The 23,218-nt window shown below is 69.8% G+C and carries 21 protein-coding genes; 8 read left to right on the forward strand and 13 right to left on the reverse strand.

What is annotated here, in order from left to right; all coding sequences use genetic code 11:
* Nucleotides 1-50: 50 nt before the first annotated feature.
* Entirely contained in the window at nt 51-1,496 is a 1,446-nt protein-coding gene (locus ACQP2P_RS16265) for a hypothetical protein (protein WP_433616923.1), read from the forward strand.
* A gap of 668 nt (nt 1,497-2,164) precedes the next feature.
* Here ACQP2P_RS16265 and ACQP2P_RS16270 read toward each other — a convergent pair.
* Entirely contained in the window at nt 2,165-2,464 is a 300-nt protein-coding gene (locus ACQP2P_RS16270) for an NUDIX domain-containing protein (protein WP_433616924.1), read from the reverse strand.
* 162 nt (nt 2,465-2,626) lie between these two features.
* Nucleotides 2,627-2,851 carry a hypothetical protein gene (locus ACQP2P_RS16275; RefSeq protein WP_433616926.1) on the reverse strand — a complete coding sequence of 75 codons (225 nt, stop codon included), beginning with the start codon at nt 2,849-2,851 and terminating at the stop codon, nt 2,627-2,629.
* 45 nt (nt 2,852-2,896) lie between these two features.
* On the opposite strand from ACQP2P_RS16275, the gene ACQP2P_RS16280 reads away from it, so the two are divergent.
* The 3 genes from ACQP2P_RS16280 to ACQP2P_RS16290 all read left to right on the forward strand — a co-directional run bounded on the left by ACQP2P_RS16280 (nt 2,897) and on the right by ACQP2P_RS16290 (nt 5,892).
* Entirely contained in the window at nt 2,897-3,847 is a 951-nt protein-coding gene (locus ACQP2P_RS16280; protein WP_433616928.1) for a hypothetical protein, read from the forward strand.
* 88 nt (nt 3,848-3,935) lie between these two features.
* Nucleotides 3,936-4,850, forward strand: a complete 915-nt coding sequence (locus ACQP2P_RS16285) for an IS982 family transposase (protein ID WP_433616930.1) — start codon at nt 3,936-3,938, stop codon at nt 4,848-4,850.
* Nucleotides 4,851-5,001: 151 nt separating this feature from the next.
* Nucleotides 5,002-5,892, forward strand: a complete 891-nt coding sequence (locus tag ACQP2P_RS16290; protein ID WP_433619152.1) for an IS5 family transposase — start codon at nt 5,002-5,004, stop codon at nt 5,890-5,892.
* Between the two features lie 297 nt (nt 5,893-6,189).
* On the opposite strand, the gene ACQP2P_RS16295 is transcribed toward ACQP2P_RS16290, so the two are convergent.
* Together ACQP2P_RS16295 and ACQP2P_RS16300 are read right to left on the reverse strand one after the other, a co-directional pair.
* Entirely contained in the window at nt 6,190-6,489 is a 300-nt protein-coding gene (locus ACQP2P_RS16295) for a hypothetical protein (protein ID WP_433616932.1), read from the reverse strand.
* A gap of 358 nt (nt 6,490-6,847) precedes the next feature.
* Complete coding sequence (locus ACQP2P_RS16300; RefSeq protein WP_433616934.1) at nt 6,848-7,648, reverse strand: hypothetical protein; 801 nt, start codon at nt 7,646-7,648, stop codon at nt 6,848-6,850.
* A 21-nt stretch (nt 7,649-7,669) separates the two neighbouring features.
* Here ACQP2P_RS16300 and ACQP2P_RS16305 point away from each other — a divergent pair, with 21 nt between their 5' ends.
* Nucleotides 7,670-7,921: a hypothetical protein gene (locus ACQP2P_RS16305; RefSeq protein WP_433616935.1), complete on the forward strand. Its 252-nt coding sequence runs from the start codon at nt 7,670-7,672 to the stop codon at nt 7,919-7,921.
* A 115-nt stretch (nt 7,922-8,036) separates the two neighbouring features.
* On the opposite strand, the gene fxlM is transcribed toward ACQP2P_RS16305, so the two are convergent.
* From fxlM to ACQP2P_RS16325, 4 genes are all read right to left on the reverse strand, one after another.
* Nucleotides 8,037-10,091 (reverse strand): methyltransferase, FxLD system, encoded by a 2,055-nt coding sequence (fxlM, locus tag ACQP2P_RS16310; RefSeq protein WP_433616937.1) that lies wholly within the window; start codon nt 10,089-10,091, stop codon nt 8,037-8,039.
* A 23-nt stretch (nt 10,092-10,114) separates the two neighbouring features.
* Nucleotides 10,115-11,386: a lanthionine synthetase C family protein gene (locus ACQP2P_RS16315; RefSeq protein ID WP_433616939.1), complete on the reverse strand. Its 1,272-nt coding sequence runs from the start codon at nt 11,384-11,386 to the stop codon at nt 10,115-10,117.
* Nucleotides 11,383-14,313, reverse strand: coding sequence for a lantibiotic dehydratase (locus ACQP2P_RS16320; protein WP_433616941.1), 2,931 nt, complete (start codon nt 14,311-14,313; stop codon nt 11,383-11,385). The genes ACQP2P_RS16315 and ACQP2P_RS16320 overlap by 4 nt, the downstream gene beginning before the upstream one ends.
* Nucleotides 14,314-14,561: 248 nt before the next feature.
* Nucleotides 14,562-14,735, reverse strand: a complete 174-nt coding sequence (locus ACQP2P_RS16325) for an FxLD family lanthipeptide (RefSeq protein WP_433616942.1) — start codon at nt 14,733-14,735, stop codon at nt 14,562-14,564.
* A gap of 299 nt (nt 14,736-15,034) precedes the next feature.
* Here ACQP2P_RS16325 and ACQP2P_RS16330 point away from each other — a divergent pair, with 299 nt between their 5' ends.
* The 3 genes from ACQP2P_RS16330 to ACQP2P_RS16340 all read left to right on the forward strand — a co-directional run bounded on the left by ACQP2P_RS16330 (nt 15,035) and on the right by ACQP2P_RS16340 (nt 18,372).
* The gene (locus ACQP2P_RS16330; RefSeq protein ID WP_433616944.1) at nt 15,035-16,402 is read left to right on the forward strand and encodes a helix-turn-helix domain-containing protein; all 1,368 of its coding nucleotides are present in this window, start codon (nt 15,035-15,037) and stop codon (nt 16,400-16,402) included.
* Nucleotides 16,399-16,764 carry a hypothetical protein gene (locus ACQP2P_RS16335; protein ID WP_433616946.1) on the forward strand — a complete coding sequence of 122 codons (366 nt, stop codon included), beginning with the start codon at nt 16,399-16,401 and terminating at the stop codon, nt 16,762-16,764. Before ACQP2P_RS16330 ends, ACQP2P_RS16335 begins: the two co-directional genes overlap by 4 nt.
* Before the next feature lie 891 nt (nt 16,765-17,655).
* The gene (locus ACQP2P_RS16340) at nt 17,656-18,372 is read left to right on the forward strand and encodes an HAD family hydrolase (RefSeq protein WP_433616948.1); all 717 of its coding nucleotides are present in this window, start codon (nt 17,656-17,658) and stop codon (nt 18,370-18,372) included.
* 16 nt (nt 18,373-18,388) lie between these two features.
* On the opposite strand, the gene ACQP2P_RS16345 is transcribed toward ACQP2P_RS16340, so the two are convergent.
* The 5 genes from ACQP2P_RS16345 to ACQP2P_RS16365 all read right to left on the reverse strand — a co-directional run bounded on the left by ACQP2P_RS16345 (nt 18,389) and on the right by ACQP2P_RS16365 (nt 23,015).
* Entirely contained in the window at nt 18,389-19,756 is a 1,368-nt protein-coding gene (locus ACQP2P_RS16345) for a helix-turn-helix domain-containing protein (protein WP_433616950.1), read from the reverse strand.
* Nucleotides 19,757-19,895: 139 nt separating this feature from the next.
* The gene (locus ACQP2P_RS16350) at nt 19,896-20,609 is read right to left on the reverse strand and encodes a creatininase family protein (protein ID WP_433616952.1); all 714 of its coding nucleotides are present in this window, start codon (nt 20,607-20,609) and stop codon (nt 19,896-19,898) included.
* Between the two features lie 4 nt (nt 20,610-20,613).
* Nucleotides 20,614-21,756, reverse strand: coding sequence for a hypothetical protein (locus ACQP2P_RS16355; protein WP_433616954.1), 1,143 nt, complete (start codon nt 21,754-21,756; stop codon nt 20,614-20,616).
* Nucleotides 21,757-21,930: 174 nt separating this feature from the next.
* Nucleotides 21,931-22,131 (reverse strand): DUF397 domain-containing protein, encoded by a 201-nt coding sequence (locus tag ACQP2P_RS16360; protein ID WP_433616955.1) that lies wholly within the window; start codon nt 22,129-22,131, stop codon nt 21,931-21,933.
* A complete protein-coding gene (locus ACQP2P_RS16365) occupies nt 22,128-23,015 on the reverse strand; it encodes a helix-turn-helix domain-containing protein (protein WP_433616957.1) in 888 nt (295 codons plus the stop codon). The genes ACQP2P_RS16360 and ACQP2P_RS16365 overlap by 4 nt, the downstream gene beginning before the upstream one ends.
* Nucleotides 23,016-23,218 lie beyond the last annotated feature (203 nt).

The raw sequence follows: 23,218 nt of genomic DNA on the forward strand, positions 1-23,218 counted from the left end.
ACATAACACGAGAAGCAGAACGACCATGTTCGATCGCCTAGTTCGCCGCCGTGACCGAACCCGCAATCGCCACAGCCGGATTCAGGACGCTCCTCGCATCCCCGGTGCCGCGGCTCGCCCCACTGCGTGCCACCCTCAATGACGTGCCGCCGTCCATCGTGATCGAACTCGACACCGCCCCCGCGTCGTGGCCCCGGCCCGAACACCGGCGGCCGCGCTGGCAGCGGCTGAGAATCGCCTTGGTGCTGATGGGCCTGCTCGGGAGCCTCACCAGCGACCTGCGACCGCTGTCCCTTGAACCGATGACGCGGCTACCCGGGCTTGGCGTCGGCGACATCCGCATCCACGGGAATTTCGTCTACCTCGTGCGCCGATCTGACGCAGCACAGGCGTTCGTCGAGTCGTATCAGATACCAACCGGCATCAAGCGGTGGGCCGAACCCGTCCCTCCCGCCACGCACATCACCGCAATCGATGACGAACGGTTGGTGCTGGCCACACAGGAGCCCACAGACCCCCCGACGGCGGCACTGGTCGGGCTCGACATCACTACAGGCACGCAAGCATGGCGCCGCACTGGGTACATACCGGCGATCTACGGAGCCACCGGACCGTCCGCCGTCCTGGTCGCGGAAGCCTCGCAACCGGACGGCGAGCCTCAAACACAGCCACGCACCTCCAGCCCAAACTTATCCGGCATCGACATGCATGCGGGGACAGTGCGATGGTCGCTCGACACCGCTCCAGGCACCGCTCGGCAGCTCGTCCTCGCAGGAATCGCCAACGTCGAGGTCGCCGAGCTCAGCCCTGACGGAGCACTCCGCATCCGCAGCGCCGAGTCCGCGGAAATCGTACGGACAGCCAAACTGGACCACCCCGGCGAAGTTGACGGGTTTGACATCAGCGGCAACCGGCTGCTCGCCTACCACCTCGGTCCTGACCGACACCAAAGCAACGCCGTGTTCGACCTAGTAAGCGGACGCCGGCTATGGCAACGGACCGACGAGCCGGACGGCACTTCCATACGATTCTGCAAGCCCGTCCTCTGCGCCGGGACCCGCCGTGATATCGCTGCGCTAGAGCCCGACACGGGCCGTGAGCTGTGGCACCTGAACGGATGGACCGGTCTCACCCCGCTCGACGACCACCAGATGTTAGCCACGCGGCCACACACTGAAGGCGATGTCGCACAGCTCGACACCGCTGTCGTCGACACCGCGACAGGCCGAATCGGCCTCCTGACAAACACGTGGTCCCCGGCCCTCCGCACCGGGGCCGGCGTCCTGATCGTCAGCCGCGGCCCTGGTCAATCCCTGATCGCCCGGCTAGACGCGCACACCGGCGCCGTACAGGTGGTCGGCCGCGCCGAGCATATTTCCGCCGCGCCGCAATGCATCGCCACACGCACGTTGCTTGTTTGCCAGTCCGACAACGTCTCAATATGGCGATTGCGCCCGATGGGCACAGGTCTCGATGCAACACCCGCCAATCGGTGAGGCGTGGTGATGGCAGTCGGCAGGCGCGGGAGGTAATTGGCCTACCGCTCGCTCGTCGTCCCCCGTCTGCGAGGCATGGCGTTCGCCAGCAGTTCGCTCGTCGCGCCCGCGACGGGGCCGCGACGAGCGGGCAGAGAAAGCAGCAGCGAGGAGGAGGTACGTGGGGCGGGTAGGTCGGTCTGCCAGTCGCTCTCATCGGTGGCTCGATAGCCGCCATGACACCCGCGATCTGCCTGGGGTACGACGAGCGGCGACCAGAGCAATTACGTGAGCGTCCACACCGGCGCCCACCTCACGATGACCGGCCGACTCGGGCACACAAGCGACCCGAACACCTTGGCGCTCGCCGATGCCATCACCGGCGCAAGAGCACACCACGATGCTCCGTACAGCGCGGTCCCGCGACGGCGCGGTCGTCCTCAACGCTGTGCCCGGCGGAGTTCAAGTTGTCGACCGGGGAGCGGCCAGACCACCGAGATCGCCATCGGCTCAGCGAGCGCGGCGCCCGGGCGGGTGGTACCAGCTCGAACACCAGATCGTGCTGTTTCCGGCAGTATCTGGATGAGCTCTGTATGCCTACGCAGGGGCCGGCACAGCGGCTGCCGTGCTGCAGGAGGCGGTGTTCCCGGTAGGAGACACCCTGCCGCCGGGCCGGCCCTGTCCTACCTCTATCCCTTGCGAGCGGTGACACGCCCGCCGCGGCAGTACATCTTCGGATGGCGCAGAAAGACCGAAGTGGTGCATCCAGCCCCTTCCCTCCACCGAACGGGCCGGCCGTGCCGGCCGGGATCGGCGGTGCAGTGGAAGAACAATCCGATCCGAGGGGTGCCGTCCGGCGGGTGCCAGTGTGCCACCGCCGCCAGCCGCAACTCGGCGGGCGGCAGCAGCAACCCGATCTCCTCGAACGCCTCCCGGGCCGCGCCGACCTCGGCTGGCTCGCCGGGCTCGAGCTTCCCGGCGAGTCCCATTCCCCGGCCGCGAGCCCGCCCCGGCGCAGCCCCACGAGCATCTCCGTCGCTCGTTCGCTGGATCGGGTGTAGAGCAGCGACACGTCGACCGGCACCAAGTGCACGCCGGCCGCATGCTCGGGCGGCTCCCGCTTGTCAGATGCGGCCGACCGGTGGGGCCCGTCACCGGCTGGCATCAGGGATCCCGGCACCGCTCGCGGCCTTGAGGCGGGCGCCGAGCTTGGCGAGGGCCCTTGCCATCTGTGGGTCAGTCTGCCCGGCTGGCCAGCCGGCCAATGCGGATCGGGGGAACCAGCCGAAGCCGCTGAACTCGACGGGGACTGGCGTAAGGCGGGCGTCGCGGTGCAGGTCGAGCAGGAACCACAGGGTAGTCGCAGCTTTGTTCACGTGTTCGGATTCTGGGCCCGAGAGTAACGGAATTAGGCTCGTGCAATGACCGATCCTGTACGAGCAGTTGACCTGATCGACGTTATCGCCGAGGCGCTGCACCAGGTGCACTACGCCGAGCTTCCTGAGGTCGGCGAGAGGTACGGCCTCGAGCCCGGAACCTCCGACGAGGCGTATTCGGGCAAGAAGTGGTATGTGCGCCAGCGCATCAAAGGGTGGGAGTTGCACCGTTTGGTCGTGCTTGGGGCACGTGTTCTTGAGGACTACAGGTCGGAACCGTTGCAGGAGCTGCTGCGTCGATGTGCCGTACGTGGCGTCGACGGAAGCTTCAAGAATTTGATCTTTGCGGCGAACGGCCTGAAGCCCGAACTGGTTCTACGGGACGCGGTCAACAATGAGATCGAGATTGTTGAGAACGCCCAGTACTGCCTGGTCTACGACCGATTGCTGCCTCCGGAGGGGCTGAGCTGGGCCGCGCTCGTGAAGTGGTGGTGTGAAAGCCAGGGGAGGCCGACCGACGATCTTGTTTACCCTGGACGGCTGCTCTACGCGCGTTTGTACGATTCACTGGACCGCGACTCGCCGCCGGAGCAGTTATTTTTCAAGGAATATTGTGCTCTCTATGGACGTCACCCGTTCGAGAAAGTGCCGGCGCTTATTCCTCAGGTCTACCTTCACTACGATCCCTACACGGCCCGTCAGCGGGCAACGCCGGGACCGTTGGCCCGGCAGCGGATGGACTTTCTAATGCTCTTACCCCAAAACCAGCGAATCGTGATTGAGATCGATGGAAAGCAGCACTACTGCGACGAGCAGGGGCGCCCGAGCCCTCGTAAGTATGCCGAGATGATGAGGGAAGATCGACGTCTCAGGCTGGCCGGCTACGAGGTCTTCCGCTTCGGCGGCTATGAACTCGCCTCCAGCGCCGACGAGGCTTCAGCCGCCGTCCACGCGTTCGTTGCGGAGCTGTTTGCCCGCTACCACATTGAGCTCTAGACGATCTATTCCAAGGGGTACGGGGCTGCGAACGAAGGCGAGGGTCTCCAGGATCGACGTTGCGAAGCAACGATGACCTGGAGGCCACGTGCACGTCGATCTGGACACCCTCGCCACCGCACTCTACGTGAAAGTCGATGATGAACTGAAGGCTGCACCGCAGCTCAACCCCTACCGGCCGAAGGTCGGCATCGCACCGAAGATCACCGACGCGGAACTGATCACCGTCGCCGTCCTGCAAGCCCTGCTCGGCCACCACAACGAAATCCGCTGGCTGCGCCGAGCCCGCAAGGACATCGGACATCTGCTCCCGTACCTGCCCAAACAACCCGGATACAACAAGCGTCTCCGCGCCCTGATCGCCCAGATCGCGCACTGCATCGCCGCCCTCGCCGCCGACACCGACCTGTGGCAACACCCGATCCGCATCGCCGACTCGACCCCGGTGCAGTGCGGCACCTCCCGGGAGACCGTCAAACGTTCCGACCTCGCCGGCTGGGCCGGGTACGGCTACTGCGCCTCGCACTCCCGCCGGTTCTGGGGCCTGCGCCTGCACCTCGTCACCACCATCCACGGGCTGCCCGTCGCGTTCGCTCTGACCAACCCGAGGACCGACGAACGCGACGTCCTCATCGACCTGGTCTCGTTGCAACCGGCCATGTTCCACCATCCCGACGGACTGATCCTGGTCGTGGACAAGGGCTACCGCGACCGAGCCACCGAAACCTGGCTCAACGAAACAGCTATCGACGTCATCCGACCCGCGTACCGAAACGAGGCAGCCCGCCCCGGCAGGCTCCTGCTACGCACCGTCCGGCAGAACATCGAGTCGGTCAATCAGACCCTGAAAAGCCAACTCGACCTCGAACAACACGGCGGCCGCACCCCCGCGGGTGCAGCCGTCCGCATCCTGCAACGCGTCCTGGCCATGACCGCAGCGATCTGGCACAACTGGCACACCGGCCAACCCGTCATGCGGTCCCTGATCGCCTACGACCACTGAACCCTTGGAATAGACCGTCTAGGCCATGTTTCAAAGGCAGCGGTGTGAGGTAGTTCCGGCGCGCCGTTGATCGATAGATGGCGAGGTCTCCGGTAGATGGTTCTTCGACCAAGAAGACCAGAACACCGGAGACCTCGTGGCCAGCGTAGCGGTGACGAGGCGGTTCGACCTGTCCGACGCGCAGTGGGCCACGCTGGAACCGTTGCTGCCGAGGGGTAAGAAGCCAGGCCGGCCGCCGAAGTGGAGTAAACGGCAGCTCATCGATGGGATCCGGTGGCGGGTCCGGGTGGGCTCGCCCTGGCGGGACGTGCCGGAGTGCTATGGGCCCTGGCAGACCGTGTACGGGCTGTTCCGCCGCTGGCAGCGGGCCGGGGTGTGGCAGCGGATCGTCACCGGGTTGCAGGCCCGCGCGGACGCGGTCGGCTTGATCACCTGGGATGTCAGCGTGGACTCCACGATCACCCGGGCGCATCAGCACGCGGGCGGTGCGCGCCGTGACGGCGCCGGGCAGCATGAGCCGCCCGGCGGCGACGGCGGCGAGGCCGGGCAGGAGCCGGCCGATCACGCGTTGGGCAGGTCCCGCGGCGGGCTGACCACGAAGATTCATCTGGGGTGCGAGCAGGGGCAGAAGCCGCTGTCGATCGTGCTGACCGCTGGGCAGCGCGGGGACAGCCCCCAGTTCACGGTCGTGCTGGACGGGATTCGGGTGCCGCGGCTGGGTGGTGGCCGGCCGCGGACCCGCCCGGACCGGGTCCTGGCTGACAAGGCGTACACGTCGCGGCCGAACCGCCGCTACCTGCGCCGGCGCGGGATCAAGGCGACGATCCCGTCCAAGGCCGACCAGGACGCCAACCGGCGCAAGCTGGGGTCGAAGGGTGGCCGCCCACCTGCCTTCGACCCCATTCGTTACCGGCAGCGGCACGCGGTGGAGTGCGGCATCAATCGGCTCAAGCGCCACCGTGCGGTCGCGACGCGGTACGACAAGCTCGCGGTGCGCTACCTGGCCACCCTGCACATCACCGCCATCAACGAATGGCTCTGAGCCCGCCTATGAAACACGGCCTAGGTCCAGCGCTGCTCGAACTGTCTGGCCAGCCAGATGCGAACCTCGCCACATGTGGCGGTTTGCCCGACAGGATGGCCGCAAATCGGTCTCTGGACACGCGTCTACGGACTGGCTGTCGTCGGTGAACGCGCCTGCGGGATAGGTCCACCGCGACGTCCAGCACTCCCGGGTCGTCCAGCTGGTCGATCATGGCGTTGTCGGGGCGATGGAAATCGACGGCACGAGCAATTGCCCGGCTTGCCTGCAGTATGGACAGCTGGTGACCTTGGTCGACTACCGCCGCATGGCCGGCCTGGACGTGTCGGCGGAGTTCGTCGCGGCGAACGTCTCGACCAGCAGCGCAGTGTGCTCCGCGGCGGTGCCGCCGAGGGCGGCGCGGCGCAGCACGTCGGTGAACGCGGCCGCCGGGACGCCGTGTTGCAGACCGATGGTGACGGCCGTGGCGAGGGCGTCAGCGAGCCCGGCCGTCATCGAGCCGTGAACCCCCGCCCGGAGCTCTATCCGGCACAGGCCGCCGTCGGGGCCGCGCCCGACCGTCAGCACGCCCGCCGCTTCGCCGGCTGTGACATCCACCGTGCTGCCGACGGTCCTGCGCAGCCGCGGGCTCGGCACCGTCCACTCACCCAATGATGCACTCCGTTCGATCCATACCGGCCACCCGAGGCCGGCGACGTTTACGTAGGCTATGCGGCCGCGAGTGGTGGCGGCGCCGGCCACGCCGCCGCTGATCGAACGTGTGTCCGACGCGCCGGAGCGCGCGCGGGTGACACGCCGATGACGCCGGCGGCAGCACCGCGCTGTCCGGTGGACGTGTGTCGTCGAGGGCGCCTGTCCATCGTGGGCGCGTAGGTGGCCGCCGGTGCAGCCAGCGCGGGGATCCGTGCCGCATCGGAAGCCTCTTCGGGTCGCCTACGTGGCGGCATCTGGTTCGTCACGTGCTGGACCTGGCAGCTGTGGTGATGAGGCGTTCAGCGTGTTCGGTCGCGTGGAGGAGGCGGTCCAGGAGGGGCTGCGGGACGGTGCCGGTGCCGAGTCCGGCCCGGCGGACGGTGTCGGCGAGCCTGTCGATGGTGCTGGCGGTGAGGGGGAGCAGGTGGGCGGTGGTCAGGATGTCGCGGGCGATGTAGGCGTCGGTGGTGTCCTGGGCGGTGCGCTGCACCTGCGTGACGAGCGGGGCTTCGGTTGTGTGGCCGGCGGCGTAGGCGGTGACGGTCAGCGCGAGGCGGGTCTGAAACACCGGGTCGGTCGTCTCGAGTGCGGCGGCGTGGTAGGCGTCGATCATCGCCGCGACGGCCGCGTCGGTGTCCTGCTGGAGGCGGATGCTGCAGGCGGCGGTGAGGCAGGCGGCGACCGCGCGTTCCCACGGGGTGGGTGTGTCGGTGGCGTGCAGCATGGCGAGCGCCGTCTGGGGGTGGGCGGCGATGATCGCGACCTGCCGGCCGTCGAAGAGCCGGGTCCCGACGCCGTGGTGTTGTTCGGCGTGCTGTGCGGCCTCGTCCCAGCGGCCGGCGCGGGCCAGGGCGCGGGTGCCGTCGGCGAGCAGCATTGTCCAGAGCCATTGCGTGAGTTCGGGATGGTCGGCGTCGTTGACGAGCTGGGCGCCGTCGAGGCGGACGTCGGCGTCGACCATGGTGGGGGTGCGGGCCTGGACGGCCTGGAAGAGGGCGTGCAGCAGCTGGTATGCGGTGGTGCCGTCGCCGGCGTGGGTGTGGAGCCGCGCGAGGTTGATCAAGGGTTGGAGGGTGAGTTTGGCGTGGGCGATGCCGACCGGCGCGGCGGGGCGAATCGCGGCGTGCTGGCGGAGGCAGAGGGTACGGGCGAGGTCGGGCAGGCCGCAGTCGCTGGCGATGAGGGCGGCGAAGTTGTGGGCTTCGGCGGCGCGCAGCAGGGTGTCCGCGGCCGGTTGCTGCGCCTGCCGTACAACGTCTTCGACGTGGGCGATGCGCGTCTGCAGGGGGCGGCAGGTTGGCCGGGTGCGGGGCAGGAGCGGGAAGTGCAGCTTTAGGAGTTCGTCGATCGTGCTGAGCGGCGCGGATGGTGGGTAATCGTGGGCATCGGTGTGTCCTCCCGGGCGGCCGCCAACTCGATGTGGGCTGGCGGCCGGCGTCTCGGCGGTGGGGTCACCAGGTGATGCTGAACTGCGTGTGCGTGCGGGCGAACTGGCCGGGGCCGCGTTCGGTTGGGGTTGTTGGGGTGGTGCGCTGGGCGGTGACGGTTGGCTGGGCTGGCCGGTCCTGGGCCCATTGGTGGAGCAGGGCGGTGAGGGCGTCGGTGAGCGTGTCGGCGTCGGGGCCGTGGGCGGTGATGCCGAGTTCGTCGCGGGTGTCGGTGGTCGGGTTAGCGGTGAGGTAGGCGATGGTGCCGCCGTGGTAGAGGCTGGCGCCGGCCCAGCGGCGGGCCGGGTCGGCCAGGCCGAGGCTGCGGGCGGCGGTGGTGACGGAGAGCCGGCCGAACGGCTGGTCGGTGTGGGTGAGCAGCCACAGGTCGAGGTGCTGCGCGGGTTCGTGGTCATCGACGTGGATGCCGGTGCGGTGCTGGTGGGCGGGGTGGCGTAGGGCGGTTGCGAGGGCGGCGTCGTCGGGCTGGTCGATCGCGTCGAGGCGCAGGACGACGTTGTCGGCGAGCTGGACGTAGCGGTCTTCGGTGCTGGTGGCGCCGCGCATGGGCACGAACCCGCATACCTCGGCTTCGGTGCTGGTCAGGCTCCCGTTGGCGTTGCGGGCGAAGCCGAGGGAACGGGTCAGGCCACTGCCGTGCAGCCGGACCGGGGCGACGAGCCGCCCGCCGGGTGCGAGTTGGTCCCACCAGGCTTCGACGATGTCGAACGCTTCGGCGGTGACGATGATCCGCTCGTAGGGGGCGGCGGCTGGGTGGCCGAGGGTGCCGTCGCCGCAGATGACGGTGACGTGTGGGTAGCCGGCGCGGTCGAGGGCGGCGCGGGCGCCGGCGGCGAGGTCGTCGTCGAGCTCAATCGTGACGACGGTCCCGGACGGGTCGGTCAGTTCCGCGAGCAGGGCCGCGTTGATGCCGGTCGCGGCGCCGATCTCCAGCACCCGTTGTCCGGGCTTTGCCTGGAGCTGTTCGAGCATGGCGGCGACCAGGTTCGGTTTGGACGCCGAGGAGATCGACGCGCCGTCGCTGTCGCGTTTGGTGACGACGGGCTGGGTGCCGTACGCGGTGGGCAGCGGCACGCCGGGCAGGAACAGGTGCCGTGGCACGGTGCGGAACGCCCGCTCGACTGCAGGGGTGCGGAAGGTGCCGCGGTCGCGGATGTGGTCGGCGAGGCCGTCGCGCAGCTGCTGGTCGTCGGTGGTGGTGTCGGTGGTCACCGGGGCGACTGTAGTGCCGGGCTGCGTGGGGGTGGGCCGGTCACTCTCGGGTTCATGCTGGAAGACGACGTGGCTGGCGGCGGTAGCGAGGGTGTGCTGGTCGGCGGCGGCGATGCCGTGCCGGTTGCACAGGTACAGCACGTGGTTGGTGAGGACCGCGCGTAGACCGCGGGTCAGCTGGCCGCGGTCGGCGAGATCGGCGAGTTCGGCGCCGGCCCGCTCGAAGGCGGCCGGCCAACTGGGTGCGGTGTGCAGTGGGCTGGCATCGGTGTCGGCGGTGGCCAGCAGCAGCCGCCGGACCGCGGCCAGGTCTGCCGGTGTCAGGTCGGGCGGGGCGGCCGTGGTGATGCGGTGGTCGGCGACGTGTTGCCAGATGTCGCCTTGTTCGTACCAGTCCTGCCGGGCGCCGGTCATGAGCCGGGCCGCGAGGATGAGACCGAGCTCCCGGCGATGGTCGGGCCCGGTGTTGAGGTGCTGCAGCAGGTGGCGGCTGTCGGCGTGGAACAGTGCGTGCGCGATCGCCATGGCGGGGTCGCCGCCGAACCGGTGCGTTTGGGGCTCGTAGATCGGTGCGGCCCAGTCGCGCAGCCCGGCGCTGGCTGCGGCGGCGGTGAGCTCCTTGAGCAGCTGCTCGATGTGCTGGTGGGGGTCGGCGTCGTGGGCTGGTTGCAGCCGGAACCGCCAAGTGGGGCCTTTGCGGATGTACCACCAGCTGGACAGGGTGCCGTCGTCGTCGGCGCTGATGAGCAGCGGTCCGAGGTGTTCGGCGGCGGCGCGTTCAGCGGCCTGCCAGCTGTCGAAGGTGAGGTTGAGCTGACGCCAGCCGCCAACGGAGGGATCGGGCACAGGTTCGACCTTTCGTCGTTGGGTCAGGTGATGAGCAGGCAGGCGGGCCACGCGGCGGCCGCTGCCGTTGCCGTGGTGAGGGTGTGCAGGGTGAGCGCGACGCCGGCGTCGCCGTCGATGAGCCCGGCCCGGCCTGGTGCCGGCAGGTGTTCGGCCAGCATGGTCAGCTGCCGCAGCAGCGGCGGCAGGCGGGCGGTGATCTCGTCGGTGGCGGCGTCGTGGGCCGCGTACCAGGCGGTGAGGGTGAGGCCGGCCCAGCCGTGGCACAGCCGGGCGTCGACGATCGCTGCGAGTTGGCGGGGGTCGTGCAGGCATCGGGCGAGGGCCAGTTCGGCGGCGCGCTGCCGGGTGGTGTCGCCGAGCGCGATCGCGGCGAGTTGCTGCGCGCGGGCGATGCCTGGCGTGCCGTAGCACCAGGACGGCCGGGCCGGGCCCTGCGCCCGGGGGCTGCCTGCGCGTAGCTCGGCCAGGCCGATGCGTTCGGGCCACCACGCCCCGGCGGTGGTGTCTTGCCGCCAGCGGTCCATGAAGCGGCAGATCTGGTCGATGGCCTCGGCGTGGCCGGGGACGGTGATGCCGCGGCGCATCGCCAGCGCGAGCAGGGCGAGAGGGCCGCTGATGCCGTGGGCGATGCCGAGGTCGACGTGTCCGCCCGGGTAGCGGGCGGCGGGTTCGCCGGACGGGACCGCGCCGCTCCACCAGCCCGGTCCCGCGACCCCGAGGTCGTCTCCGGCCGGGACCGGGTCGGTGAGTCGCACCAGGTAGGTCAGGACGGCGCGGGTGAGGTCGCCGTGTGGGTCGCGGTGCAGCAGGTAGGCGCCCAGTCCGGTCAACCCGCGGACGAGATCGTATTCGGCCAGGGCTGGCCGGGCGGCGGCTGCGATGCGGGCCTCGGCGGCGTCCAGCCGGGTACGGGTCAGGCGGGCGATGCCGGTGTCGAGCTGCTGCATGGTCTGCGGGCACTGACCGGGCGCAGCGGTCGCGATCGCGAAGGCGATCGCTGGGGCGCCGAACCACAGCCCGGCGGTCGAGGCGACGCTGACGTCTTCGCGGGTGGCCTCGCTCAGCCATGCCTGTACCCGGCCGGTGGGGCCGTAACCGGCCTGCGCGCGGACGCCGTGCAGGATGGCGGCGCCGGCGGCGCCGCGGTACAGCGACTGGCCGTGCCAGCGTCGGCCGCCGAGCTCGGCGTCGTGGTCACGATCGGCGGCGGGGTCGGCGAGCGCCTCGCTGAGACGGGCGGATGCCCCGTCCGCGGCGGCCCGGGTCGCCTCATCGATGCACGGCGGGTTCACGCCGGCTCCCTGGTGCGGGCGGTGATGCCGAGGGCGGCGGCGCGGGCCAGACGGTGTGTCCGGGCCTCCATGCCGGGCGTGAGGCCGTGGACGCGGACGTGGTGCAGATGCAGCAGCGCGGTGAGCACCGACGAGGGTGACAGGTGCGTCGTGCCGTCGAGGCAGATGGTGTATGCGGCGGCGGCCTTGCGCCGGGACCTCCAGCTCGCCTGGATTGCGGCGCCGCCGGGCAGCGCGGCGATGGCCGAAGTGCCGGCGTCCGGGTCGGTGAGGTGGCGTGTGTGCCTGAGGGCGACGCGATCCTGCGGACGGGCGGTCGCGAGTTCTGGGTGCTCGATCAGCCAGCGCAGCCCGGCCTTATGGTCGCCGAGCACGGCGGCGGCGAGGTCGACGAGGCTGGCAGCGGTCAACGCCTGCCGCTGCGCCGGATCGAGGCCGGCGCCGGCGTTGAGTTGGGCAACCGCGGCGGCGGAATCGGCTGCGAAGAATGCCTCTGCCGTGGTCATGGCCGGGCCGTGGCCGTATCGGCCGGTTTCCGGCCGGTAGGTGGTGAGGGCCAGGTCGCTGATGAGTCCTTGCCGGTGCAGGTCGGCTGCCCATGTCCCGACGCGGCTGGCGGTCTGGCCGTAGTCGGTGCTGTGCAGCCGGAGCCGCAGGTGCGGTGCCGGGTCGTGGTAGCGGATGAACCACCACATCGGCGGCGCCTCCCAGGCGGCCAGCAGCTGCGGCAGATGGCCGGTCAGGATCGTGTCGAGCAGGTCCGGCGGGCCGGAGAGGTTCGCGGTGAGGACCGGTCCGCCTGGCAGTGCGGTTTCGGCTGGGTCGTGCGGGCGTAGTGGGCCGCGGCCCCGCAGTACCGCGGGTGGCGGCGCTGGCGGGCTGTCCGTGGTGAGGGGGAGCAGGACCTCGTGTGCACGGCCGCCGAGCCATCCGTATTCGTGCGGGGCCGCTGCCTCGGCGAGCACGACCGGCCCGGCGGCGTGGTCGAGATGGGCGCGGAGCAGCGCACGGCTCATCGGGTCGTCCAGGTGCAGCCGCAGCCGCTGGTCGCCGGTCCCGACCATGATCCAGACGGGCAGACGTTGCCGGTCGCGGAGGACGTCCAGGCCGGCGTTCCAGGCCGCGTTGGTTGCGGCCGGGCCGGGTAGGTCGGCTGCGGCGATGCGCCACCGGGCCGGGGACAGGATGGCCTGCCCGTAGCGCAGCCGCGGCCGCAACGGCAGGCCGTCGGCCGCGCCCCAGTTGATCAGCGACACGGGCGTGCTCCAGGCCCGGGACAGTTCGGCCAGCAGCCGGACCAGCGGTGGCATGGCGTGCCGGGCGGCAGCGTTGGCCATGACCGGCTCGACGACCCGCCGCCGCGACACCGACAGCAGGTAGAACCGGTCGAGGTCGGCGGTGACGGCAAGGTCACGCAGATCGAGCAGGCCGGGCCCGGGATGGTGCTCACCGACCGGCAGCAGGTCGGGCAGCAGCCGCGGGGCCCGCAGGACGTTGCCGGCCCGCGCGTCCAGCGCCGGGAACGACAGCTGCACCGCGACGGCGTCGCGGACCGCGACCGGCAGCCGCGCCGCGTGCGCCGCGGCCTGCCGGAGATCGTCGTGGACGACGTCGAGGAACCGGCCGCTGGTGGCCAGGCCGGTACGGCCGATACCGGTGACCGCGATCGTGAACGTGCCTGCGCCGATGGCCGCCATGGACGCGGCCCGCACGTCGAAGCACAGGTCGAGGTGCGGCACGGGCCGGGGCTGCATCGCCTCGTCACCGGCGAGGGCGTCCAGTGTCGTGTCGTCGAGGACGACTTCGGTGACGCCGTCCAGCGCGGCCTGTTGTGCCAGCCGCAGCAGCAGCTCGTCGCGGGCCGACAGCTCGGCGCGCGTTTCGGCTGCGGCAGGTCGGGTGAAGTGCTCGGGGAAGCCGAGCCCGGCGGCCGGGTCGACCAGGTCCAGCAGCGACACGACAGCGCCGAGGCTGTAGCGGTCCAGGAACCGCTGCCGATAGACACGCCAGCCTGGGTCGCCGTGCGGGTTCGGGGCCAGCCGCAGCAGCGCCCCGGCCGCCGCGGCGGCCTCGGCCGCGACCCGCTGGGGCAAGGTCACCGCCGATCCGAGCCGGACGTCGACCATCAGCGGCTGCGGTGTGTCGGCCGCGCGTCGCAGTCGCGCTTCCGTCGCGGATCGGCTGGAGCCGTCGAGCCAGTCGGCCCGCTGCGCCGCGCCCAGCCGGGCGTGGGCCTGGCGCAACGTCCGCACGAGCGGAGCGACCTCGGCCAGGGCGGTCGCGTGGACCTGGCCGAGTTCGTGGAGCACATGGGCCAGGCCATCGCTGGTCGTCGACGGGGGTCGCAGGCTCGTGACCAGCACACCGACGGCCACCAACTCCCGCAGCATCACCGATGCCGCCGAGGCATCCTCCGGGAACAGCCTGCCGATCAGGTCGTCGACGACGATCGGAGTGCGAGCGGCTCGCAGCACGGCTTGCACCGGCTCGCTGTGGACCACCGACGCCGCCACACCTTCCCGGCTGGACTGCCGCCCCGCCGACCGGGCGGGAACGATGACCCGGCCGCCGCGGACCACCGCCAAGCCGTTCGCGACAACCGCCAACCGTGGCAACAGCTGCGGATCCGACTCCAGCCGCGTCACGACCTCGGCCAGCCAGGCGGCGTCAGCCCGTACCCGCAGCCGATGCCGGTTGCTCCACACCACCGCGCCGGTTTCAGCCAGGGGCATCGCAGCGACGCCGGCGAACAGCCCGAACGGTGTGGCCCGGCCCCGCATCCGCACCAGATAGCGGGCCAGCGACACCGCGACGCGTCGCCCCTGCACCGCATCGAGCCCGCCACCGTCGACCGCGGCCCGCACCTGCTCGGCCAGGACCGGACTAGCCAGCGTCACCGCCTCCGCGATCTGCGGGTCCTTCCACACCTGACGCAGCCACTCGCACCACGGCCCCGACGCACGCTCATCGAGGCCCGGCCACGGATGTCCGGCACCTGCACCCGGGGCATGGACGCTGGCGCGCAGCAACGCGCCCTCCGCAGGCCAGTACGGCGATCGGTACCGACGCATCCACGTCCCCCTTCATCCCCCCGCTGACCATGGCCCTGCGTGGTGCGGGTGGCCCGTCCGGAACCGTCGAGCCGAGCCGGACGAGCCACCCCGGCTGCGCCGGTCTAGCAGTCGCCGTTCTTCTGCGTGTCGCAGCCATCGTCGGTGCTGGCCAGCAGCACCCGGTCCAGCTCGCCCGACTCGACCAGGCGCACATCGAGCTCGAACCGGCCCGCGGCCGGCGCCTGCTGCTCCGCCGACCCGCCCACCAGCGACGGGCCCATCCCGCTGTTACGCATCTGCAACTCCTCTCAGGTCGGTACCGCCATCGACGGCCGACACTCGCGTTGACGACCTCCAGCCTCAGACAGCCGAGCCCGACACGGCATGTCGTCCTCCGCATATTCGATATGCACGCCACGCATAATCAGCCTGGCGCGTACAGTGACCGATACCGATCCGAGCCGTGTCGGTGGAGGTGAGCGCGATGGTGTCGCGGTACTGCTCCTGCGGGACGGCACTGGCCGCCGGTAACCAGACCGGCCGGTGCGGCGCTTGCACCGTTAGCGCTCGGGTCCTCGCCGAACGGCCGCCCCGGGTGCCGGCCGAGTTCTGGCAGACCGACCGCATCCGCGACGCCCTCGCCGCCCGGGACATGGGCGCGCTCATCGCCGCCTACCGCACCCACCCCTACCACGGCCGTCCGATCCGCCAAGACGCCGCAGCAGTCTGGCTCGGGATCAGTCAAAGCCAGCTCAGCCGCATCGAGCGCGGCCTCACCAGAGTCGACGACATCGGCCGACTCCTCGCCTGGGCAGCGATCCTGGCCGTCCCCGACGACCTGCTGTGGATCCGCCCTGTGACACCCAGCACGGTCACCACCGAGGTCCTCCGGCAGGACCAGCAAGGTCAGGGCTCGGCAAACCGAGCAGGCGTCGGGGAGACTTGGGACATGAACCGCCGCAACCTGCTGCGCCTGGCCACCGCCGCCGCCACAACCCTGGCCGCGGGCAGCCCCGCAGCGGACTGGCAGCGCCTCGCCGCCGGCGACCCTCGCGCGTTCCGGCATGATTCCGCAGCGGTACACGAGTACGGCACGGCCGCTGACACCCTGTGGCGGCAGTTCACCGCGGCCGACACGAAACGACACCTTGCCGACGTCGTGCACGGCCAACTGGCCGTGCTGCTGGAGCACCTGCGAGCCACCCCGGGCGACGGCGCGCGGCGTGCCCTGTGCCAGACACTCGCCAGCCTGTTCCAGCTCGCCGGCGAGATCAGCCTCGACACCGGCGCCTACCTCGACGCCGCCCACTGCTACACCCTCGCCGCCACCGCAGCCCGCGAAGCCGACGCCGCCGACCTCTGGGCCTGCGCCCTCACCCGGCACGCCTACGTCTGCATGTTCGGCGGCCACGACACCGACGCCATCCCCATGCTCCAGCACGCCGCCGCCATCTCCCGCCACGGCGACTCCGCCCTGTCCACCCGGTACTGGATCAGTGCGGTCCTCGCCCAGGCACACGCCGCGACCGGCCAGCTCGGCGCCACTCTCGCCGCGCTCGACGCCGCCGAAGCCGTCCACGACCAGCCCGGTCCGGTCCACAACGGCGGATGGCTGCGCTTCGACGGCAGCCGCCTCGAGGAAGATCGGGCCAGCGCTCTGCTCCGCCTCGGCGAAGCCGACCGCGCCGAACCGATCCTCACCGGCATGCTCGCCGGCCCGCTGCCCGCCCGCCGCTACGGCTGCGCCCTAACCAGCCTGGCCACCGTCGGCGCCCTGCGCGGCGACCCAACCCAAATCGTGCACTACGGCAGCGCCGCCGTCGAAACCGCCCGCACCACCCACTCAGCCGTCATCCGCAACCGCCTACACGACCTGCAGCACCACCTCGCGCCATTCCACACCGACCGACACGTCCGACGCCTCGACGAACACATCACCGCACTGACCGGAGGAACCCTGTGACCACCACCGCCGAACCCGGACAACGCTTCCGCGAAGCCTGGATCACCGGCGTCCGCAACCACTTCCCCGGTCAACCCAAACCCGGCTACATCACACCCTGGCAGGACACCCCGGACTGGGAACGCGCCGCCGCAGCAGCCGTCGAACACCAGATCCACACCTTCGCCGAACTCTCCGACGGCGCCGCATCAAGACTCACCCGCGAGCAGAAAGGCCGCTTCGTCGCCCTCTGCTGGATCGCCCAAATCCTGCGGCACATCCCAGACCCCAAGCCGTCCTACACCGCCGACTGGCCCGACCTGCCAGAATGGCAACGCGAAACCGACGCCGACATCTTCGACGCCATCCTGCACACGACCTGACGCCACGAACTGCAGCTGGATGCCTATCCGTCGGCATCCTCCGCGGTGCCATAGTCGCCCGCGGACACCTGCGGCCCGTGCCAAAACCACTCGCGAAAGGAGTCAACGACGTGGTCACCGACCCGCCGATGACTGCCCCCATCCCGCGAGGTCCCCGCGGATCTGCTCACCGAACTCCGGCGGGCTCGTGCAACAGCCGCCGAGGACCCTGACCACAACGAGCTGCTGGCACAACTGGGCGTGAGCCGGCTTACCGGGAAGATCCACCCCTACCGCCACACTGGGCCGCTCGCCCATGTGAGCGTCCACAAACGGCGAACGGCGCGCGTTGACCCGTACGTCGTGGCCGGCTTGGACTGCTGCAGTCGTCGTTACGACGTATCGACTACGATCTCCGATTCAGGCCGCGCCGGGAATACCGACTTAGGGTCCGACTTGCTGTACCGACTTAGTGTCCGACCTGGCATTGAGCAGCCGAAACGGTGCCCCCGTGCGGAGACATGGTTCCGGCGAGTCGTTCCGGCGCGGGGTCCGCAAGCAGCCGCGGTACGGCCCTCACGAAACGTGCCGCGGGTGGGCGGCCCGTTGGTGGCGTGGCGCACGCTCATGCACGGCGGTGGCGAACAAGGAGCACACGCCAGGCGCCGATGAACGAAGGGTCGTGTGCCATCGACGGCGCGCTCAAGCGATGATGGACGGATACGGGCTCATCCCTGGTGGAACCTGGATCCTTGCACGCACCTCCGGCCAGCTGGCCGTTGACGCTGGGTGGTCGGTCACGACGTTCAACCGTGAGGTGTTGGCGGAGAGACGTGCCCGGCGCGACGGCCGTGCGGGGTAACCGGGAGCGGCCAGAGGACTTCGTCCGGCTCATTGTGCGACGATGGGCCGGTGGAGCATCGGGATGCTGGCCTTGTGGTTTGGGACGTTGACGGCACGTTGATTCCGGCAGATCTTCGCTGGTTGCGCCGTTCTGTCGCCCGAACGTACGGGATCGACGAGGCGGCCGTGACCTTCCCAGAGAAGAAGGTCCACGGCTACACCGACGAGTCCATCGTGATCGATACTGCGATTACCTCCGGTATCGCATCCGCCGAAGCCGAAGCTGGCGTCGCACGCTTCCACCAGGTTCTCGCGGACGTCATGGAAGCGGGCCGCGACGAGCTTGCTCAGGTTCAGCCGCTGTATCCCGGCGTCGCAGACAGTATCGCCGAGCTGCACCGGCGAGGCTTCGTGCAGACGGTGCTCACCGGGAACTTGCGAGTGGCGGCCGAGATCAAGATCCAATCACTGGGCCTTCGGGGCGAATTAGATCTGGAAATCGGGGGATACGGCTCCGACGAACGAGACCGGTTCCGTCTTCCCGCCGTCGTCGCGCGCCGCTACCAAAGCAAGTATGGAGCGGCGGTGGTGCCGCACCGGACTGTTGTGGTCGGAGACGCGCCGAACGACATCGCGTGCGCGAGAAGCGCAGGTTTCCGAGCTGTAGTGGTTGCACATCGGGCAAGCCGGGAAGAACTCTCGAGCTACGGTCCGGATGCGGTGTTGGACGCACTCGAGCCCGACCTGGTCGTCGCAACCATCGCTTCCCTGGTCCAGGAGGTGTGACCTTCAGCCGCCATCCCTAGACCGCGGCCATCCTCTCGTCCAGCTCCTGAACGGCGCGTTCGGCGTTCCATCGACTCAGTCCCTCACGGGCGCGCCGGGCACGAGAGATGCCCCGAAGGTTTCCGATCCGCACAAGCCGTTCGTAGGCGTCGCCGAGCGTGGTGCAGGCCATGTCCAGATGACCGGTCAGTGCGTGTGCGCTGGCGAGATCGACGTGAGCGGCAAGCGCCACGTTCGCGTTTTCTGGATCATGGTCAAGGACTGCCGACGCTCGCTCAAGGTGCAGGATGGCGGCTTCGGGTTCTCTGAGCAAGATGCGGCATGTGCCTTCGTATACATCCAGGCGCGAGGGGTTCCAGTCGCTGAAGAGGCCGGTTCGGTTGGACGACGTGATCCCGCCAGCTGCCTGCCGCGCTCGGTCCAGCGCGGCTTCGGTTTCGCTCCGCATGTTCAGTGCCGCATAGGTCTGCGCCTGCTCCGCGGCGATCCTGGCTTGTGCGGCGCAGCTGAGGTGCTCGGCTGCGGCGGCGGCCTCGTCCAGCAGCCGCAGCCCGGTCATGATGTTGCCGTCGGCATGAATCAGTGTGGAGGCTCCGGAGTGCAGGTTGCTCTCGAAGATCCGGGCGGTCGCGCCGAGCCGGATGTTGCCAAGCCGCTCGGCGAGCGTCCGTGCGTAGGCGCAACGGGCGAGGGCCGTGGATCGGTTTCCCTGTGCGCTCCACAGCCGGCTCGCGACGATGGATGCTTCACCGACCATAGCGCCGATGGCGGCCGCCGCCGGATCCCCTTCCGCTTTTCGGAACAAGGTCAGTAGGCAATCACGGTGTGCCTCCACGAGGCTCAGCAGGGCTGCGGGGGCAACCGCTTGCCGCTGCTGGGCAAGCATGCTCGTGATTACGGAGAAGCTGTTCCAGTCGTCGTACTCGCCGCTCTCAAGACGCGCTATTTCACCGGTGAGCACCTCAGAGACTCGCGGATCGTCGTCTAACATTTCGCCGGCGGGACGTAGGCTCATGCTGCCCGAGACCCCGCTCCCGGGCGTTCGTGGGGTGGTGCCGCCGCCGACGAGACCTTCGGTGTGTCGCGGGATGTAGAGGCCGAGTTCGGTATCGGTGGCTGCGCCGAGGGCGTGGCGGAGGGCGGCGCGGCGTTCGTCGCTGGGCCAGCGGTGTTCGCCGCGTTCGAGTTTGCCGATCCAGCGGGCATCGACGTAGTGGGCGGTGAGGTCCCGGCCGGGGTAGAGCTGGTCGAGGGCGTTGTTGACGGCGTCGGCGAGCTCAGCACGGGACATGCTCTGCCCGGCACGCACCGGCGAGGGAGCGCGCAGGCGGGCTTCGCGTAGCCTGGGGTTTGGGACGATCACCGCATTGGGATGACGTGGCATCGGCCTCTGCCCTCCCCTCAGGATGCGCCGACGCTGCCGGACGCCTCGACCGCTCCGGTTCGGGACGGACTCAGCGATATCAGCCTATCGGTTGCCGCCGGCTTGTGTGTACCGCCAGCGACTGTCCGCATCCGATCGGTCATTGGCTGGTCAGGTGGGCGAGGTGCTGCTGGAATGATGCGACCAGGCTGGCCAGTAGCTGTTCGCCTTTTTCAGGGGTTCCCGCGGAGGGTTTGCCGATCACGCCGGTTTCGGTGTATGCACGCATGCCATCCACGAGCAGCATCGACCGTTCGTCGGCGGCATGATCCCCGTCGCGGTAACCAGGGCCAACGAGCTGCGGTCGTACGTGCAGGAGGACGGAGACTTCCAACTCGCCCGCGTGCATGTCGTGGTGGGCGTCGGTCTCGAGGTGCGCGGCGGTTCGGGCGGTGTCCCAGTCGGTTCTGGTGGGGAACAGGCTCATGGATCGTGGTGTGGCGGCGTTGGCGGTTTGGACGATGTTGCTCAGCACGTAGTTGCCGCCGTGGCCGTTGACGATGACGAGTCTGGTGATGCCGCTGCCGGTCAGCGAGGTGCGGATGTCGTCGATGATGGCGGACAGGGTGTGGTGGCTGATGCTGACGGTGCCGGGCCAGGCGGCGTGTTCGTGGGAGCACGAGATCGTGACCGGCGGCAGGAGCAGCACGTTGTAGCGGGCGGCGACCGCGCCGGCGATGGCTGCGGCGACGATCGAATCGGTGGCCAGGGGCAGGAACGGGCCGTGCTGTTCGAAGCTGCCGATGGGCAGGATGGCCACATTGGGGGCGCGGTCAGCGATGTCGGCGGTCGTGGCGGTCGGGAACATATCCACTGGCCTATCTTGGCACCGGGCTGGCGACGGCTTGGCGGTGCGCGTCCAGGAAGGTCTGGACGGTGGGCAGGCCGCGGTGTCGGCGTAGGGTCACGGCGAGCGGTTGGAGGGCGCGGACGGGCCGGTAGGAGCCGGCTTGTGCGCCGAGCTGCAGGGCCAGGTTGCCGTGGTGGGCGGCGCGTTCCGGGTTGGTGGCCTGGTGGCACTCGCCGAGGTGGGCGTGCCACATGCCAGCGTCGAGCGCACCTGGTTCCTGGTCGGCAAGGAGTTCCTCAAGGATCGCGGCGGCGGAGCTGGTGTCGCCGAGCAGGTGGCGGCAGCGGGCGTCGACCGCTGTGACGTACCGCAGGTCGCAGTGGTTGGCGAACTCCTCGGTTGGGTCGATGCCGGCGCCGCGGATGCCGCGGCGGGCCTGCGTGACGACCGTGGTGGCCGCGTCGTCGCCACACGCGGCCAACGCTTCGGCCAGCCTACTCAGGCACAGCACGTGCGTTCTGGTCGGTACCGGGCCATGGGTGAGGGATCGGCGGGCGAGGGCGATCGCGGTGCGGACGTCACCGCCGTCGAGCGCGTGCTGGCTGTGCCGCATCAGGGTGTAGGCGCTGAGCACGGGATCGCCTGCGGCAGTGGCCTGTCGGTGTGCACGTTGCAGCCAGCTGGCGCCGCCCGGTTCACCCGTGTTGTCGGCGAGCCAGCTCAGGAACTCCGACCAGCGCGCGTCGGCCCGGGCTAGGTCAGGTCGGACGCCGTCTCGTTGCAGTCGCTCCAGGATGTCAAGGTGCCGGCGGACGTGCTCGAACGAGTCGACTGGAATCCCGTCGCCGACCGTGGCGGCCATGCCGTCGAGCCGGCGTAGCCATACCTCGACCGAGTCCAGCGTGTCGATGCCGGCCCCAGTTTGCTCGTCCAGGATCGCCGGCGGTCGTCTGGGGGGTGGGAGCGTCGCCGGCGCGTTTGGTGAGCGTCGGGTCGGGAACAGCCCGAGGTCGGCGTCGGTGTAGGCGTGCAGGACGTGGCGAAGGGCGGCACGGCGTTCCCGTGCCGGCCAGCGGTGCTCGCCACGTTCGATCTTGCCGATCCAGCGGAAGTCGACGTAGTGCGCACGCATGTCCTGACCGGGGAACAGTCGGTCGAGGGCGGCGTTCACCGCGTCGGCGACCTCCGGCCGGGACATCGGCCGGTCCGGCCACCGTGCGGAGACCAGCCGTTCGCGGGCCGCGGCGAACCGCGTGTTCGGTGCCACCTCGGTTTCGGGATGACGCGGCATCCGGGCGCCTCCACAGGATCGAACTGTTCTGACTTGGCTGGCCGCAGCACCGGGTCAGCGGTCGAGGCGGCCGGTGCGGATGTGCCGGGTGAACGCGGCCCAGCTGTCCTGGTCGAAGTCGAGGATGGGTCCGAAGGGATTTTTGGAGTCCCGGACGCCGATCGAGCCGCTGTCGGAATGGCCAACCTCGACGCAGTTGCCGTCGTCGCTGTAGGTGGACTTGCGCCAGCCGGTGTATGCGGCGGTGGTGGTCATGCTGCTGCTCCTTGCGTGGGTGTCAGATCCTGCGCGGCTGCGGACAGCGTGTGCAGGCTCGGTATGGGATCCAGCGCGGCGGCTTTCAGCCGTGCATGCAGGTGCAGGTACGGGTCGATCTGGGCCGGCTCGGTGTGGATGAGGTCTTCGGTGAGGGTGTCGACCGCGACGGCAATCGAGCGCTGCTGGTCGTGGTAGCGGTAGATCGAGTACGCCGAGCGAGGCGCGCTGTGGCCCTTGATCGAAGCGCCGATCGGCAACACCCGGACCGTGACGGTCGGATGCCGCGAGCATACGGCGACGATGTGGCGCAGTTGCTCGGCGACGATGTGCGGCTCGGCGGCGCATCGGTGGATGGCGGCCTCGTCGAGCACGACGTCGTAGCGGGGGCCATCCGGTGCGAGGAGCAGCTGCTGGCGGGTCGTACGGGCGGCGACAGCGGCGGCCGGGTCGAAGTGATCGCCGTGCCGGGTCGGTTCGCACCGCACTCGCGCGTCCGCGAACGCGGCCGTCTGCAGCAGACCGGGGATCAGGGCAATGGCGTACTCGGAGATGGCGTCCGTACCGCTTTCCAGGTCGGCGTAGATGGCCTGCCGCGGTCCCATCCGGTCGACATCGGTGGTCCACCAACCGCGGGCCCAGCCGTCCGTCGCTGCGTCCATGATCGCCGTTCGGCGGTTGGCGCCCACGCCGAGGTACTCGCAGATGCCACTGACGAGGTCGATGTCCGGGCCGAGCCGCCCGTTTTCGAGCGCGCTGAGTTGCTGACGCGGAAAACCCAGCGCCCGGGCCAGCGGTTCTGCGGCAATGTCATGTTCCTCGCGCAGCCGTCGGATCTCCTGTCCCAGCCATCGCCGGCGGATCAATGGACTCGGGCGGGTCACCGGCAGCCTCCAACGGTCGCGAGGAGCCGGACGGCCGCTCGGCGACCCTCCGGGTGACCACAATGTAACCCCGGCTCCGCGATAGCCGAGCGTGGAACCGCGTGCCCCCCGGTGTAAACACGCAGCTCAGATGCCGGTCGGACAACAAGTCGGTACAGCAAGTCGGACCCTAAGTCGGTATTCCCAGCCGCCTGCCGACGGGT

Source organism: Dactylosporangium sp. CA-139114 (genome assembly GCF_050955725.1).
In the GTDB taxonomy this organism is placed as follows: Bacteria; Actinomycetota; Actinomycetes; order Mycobacteriales; family Micromonosporaceae; genus Dactylosporangium.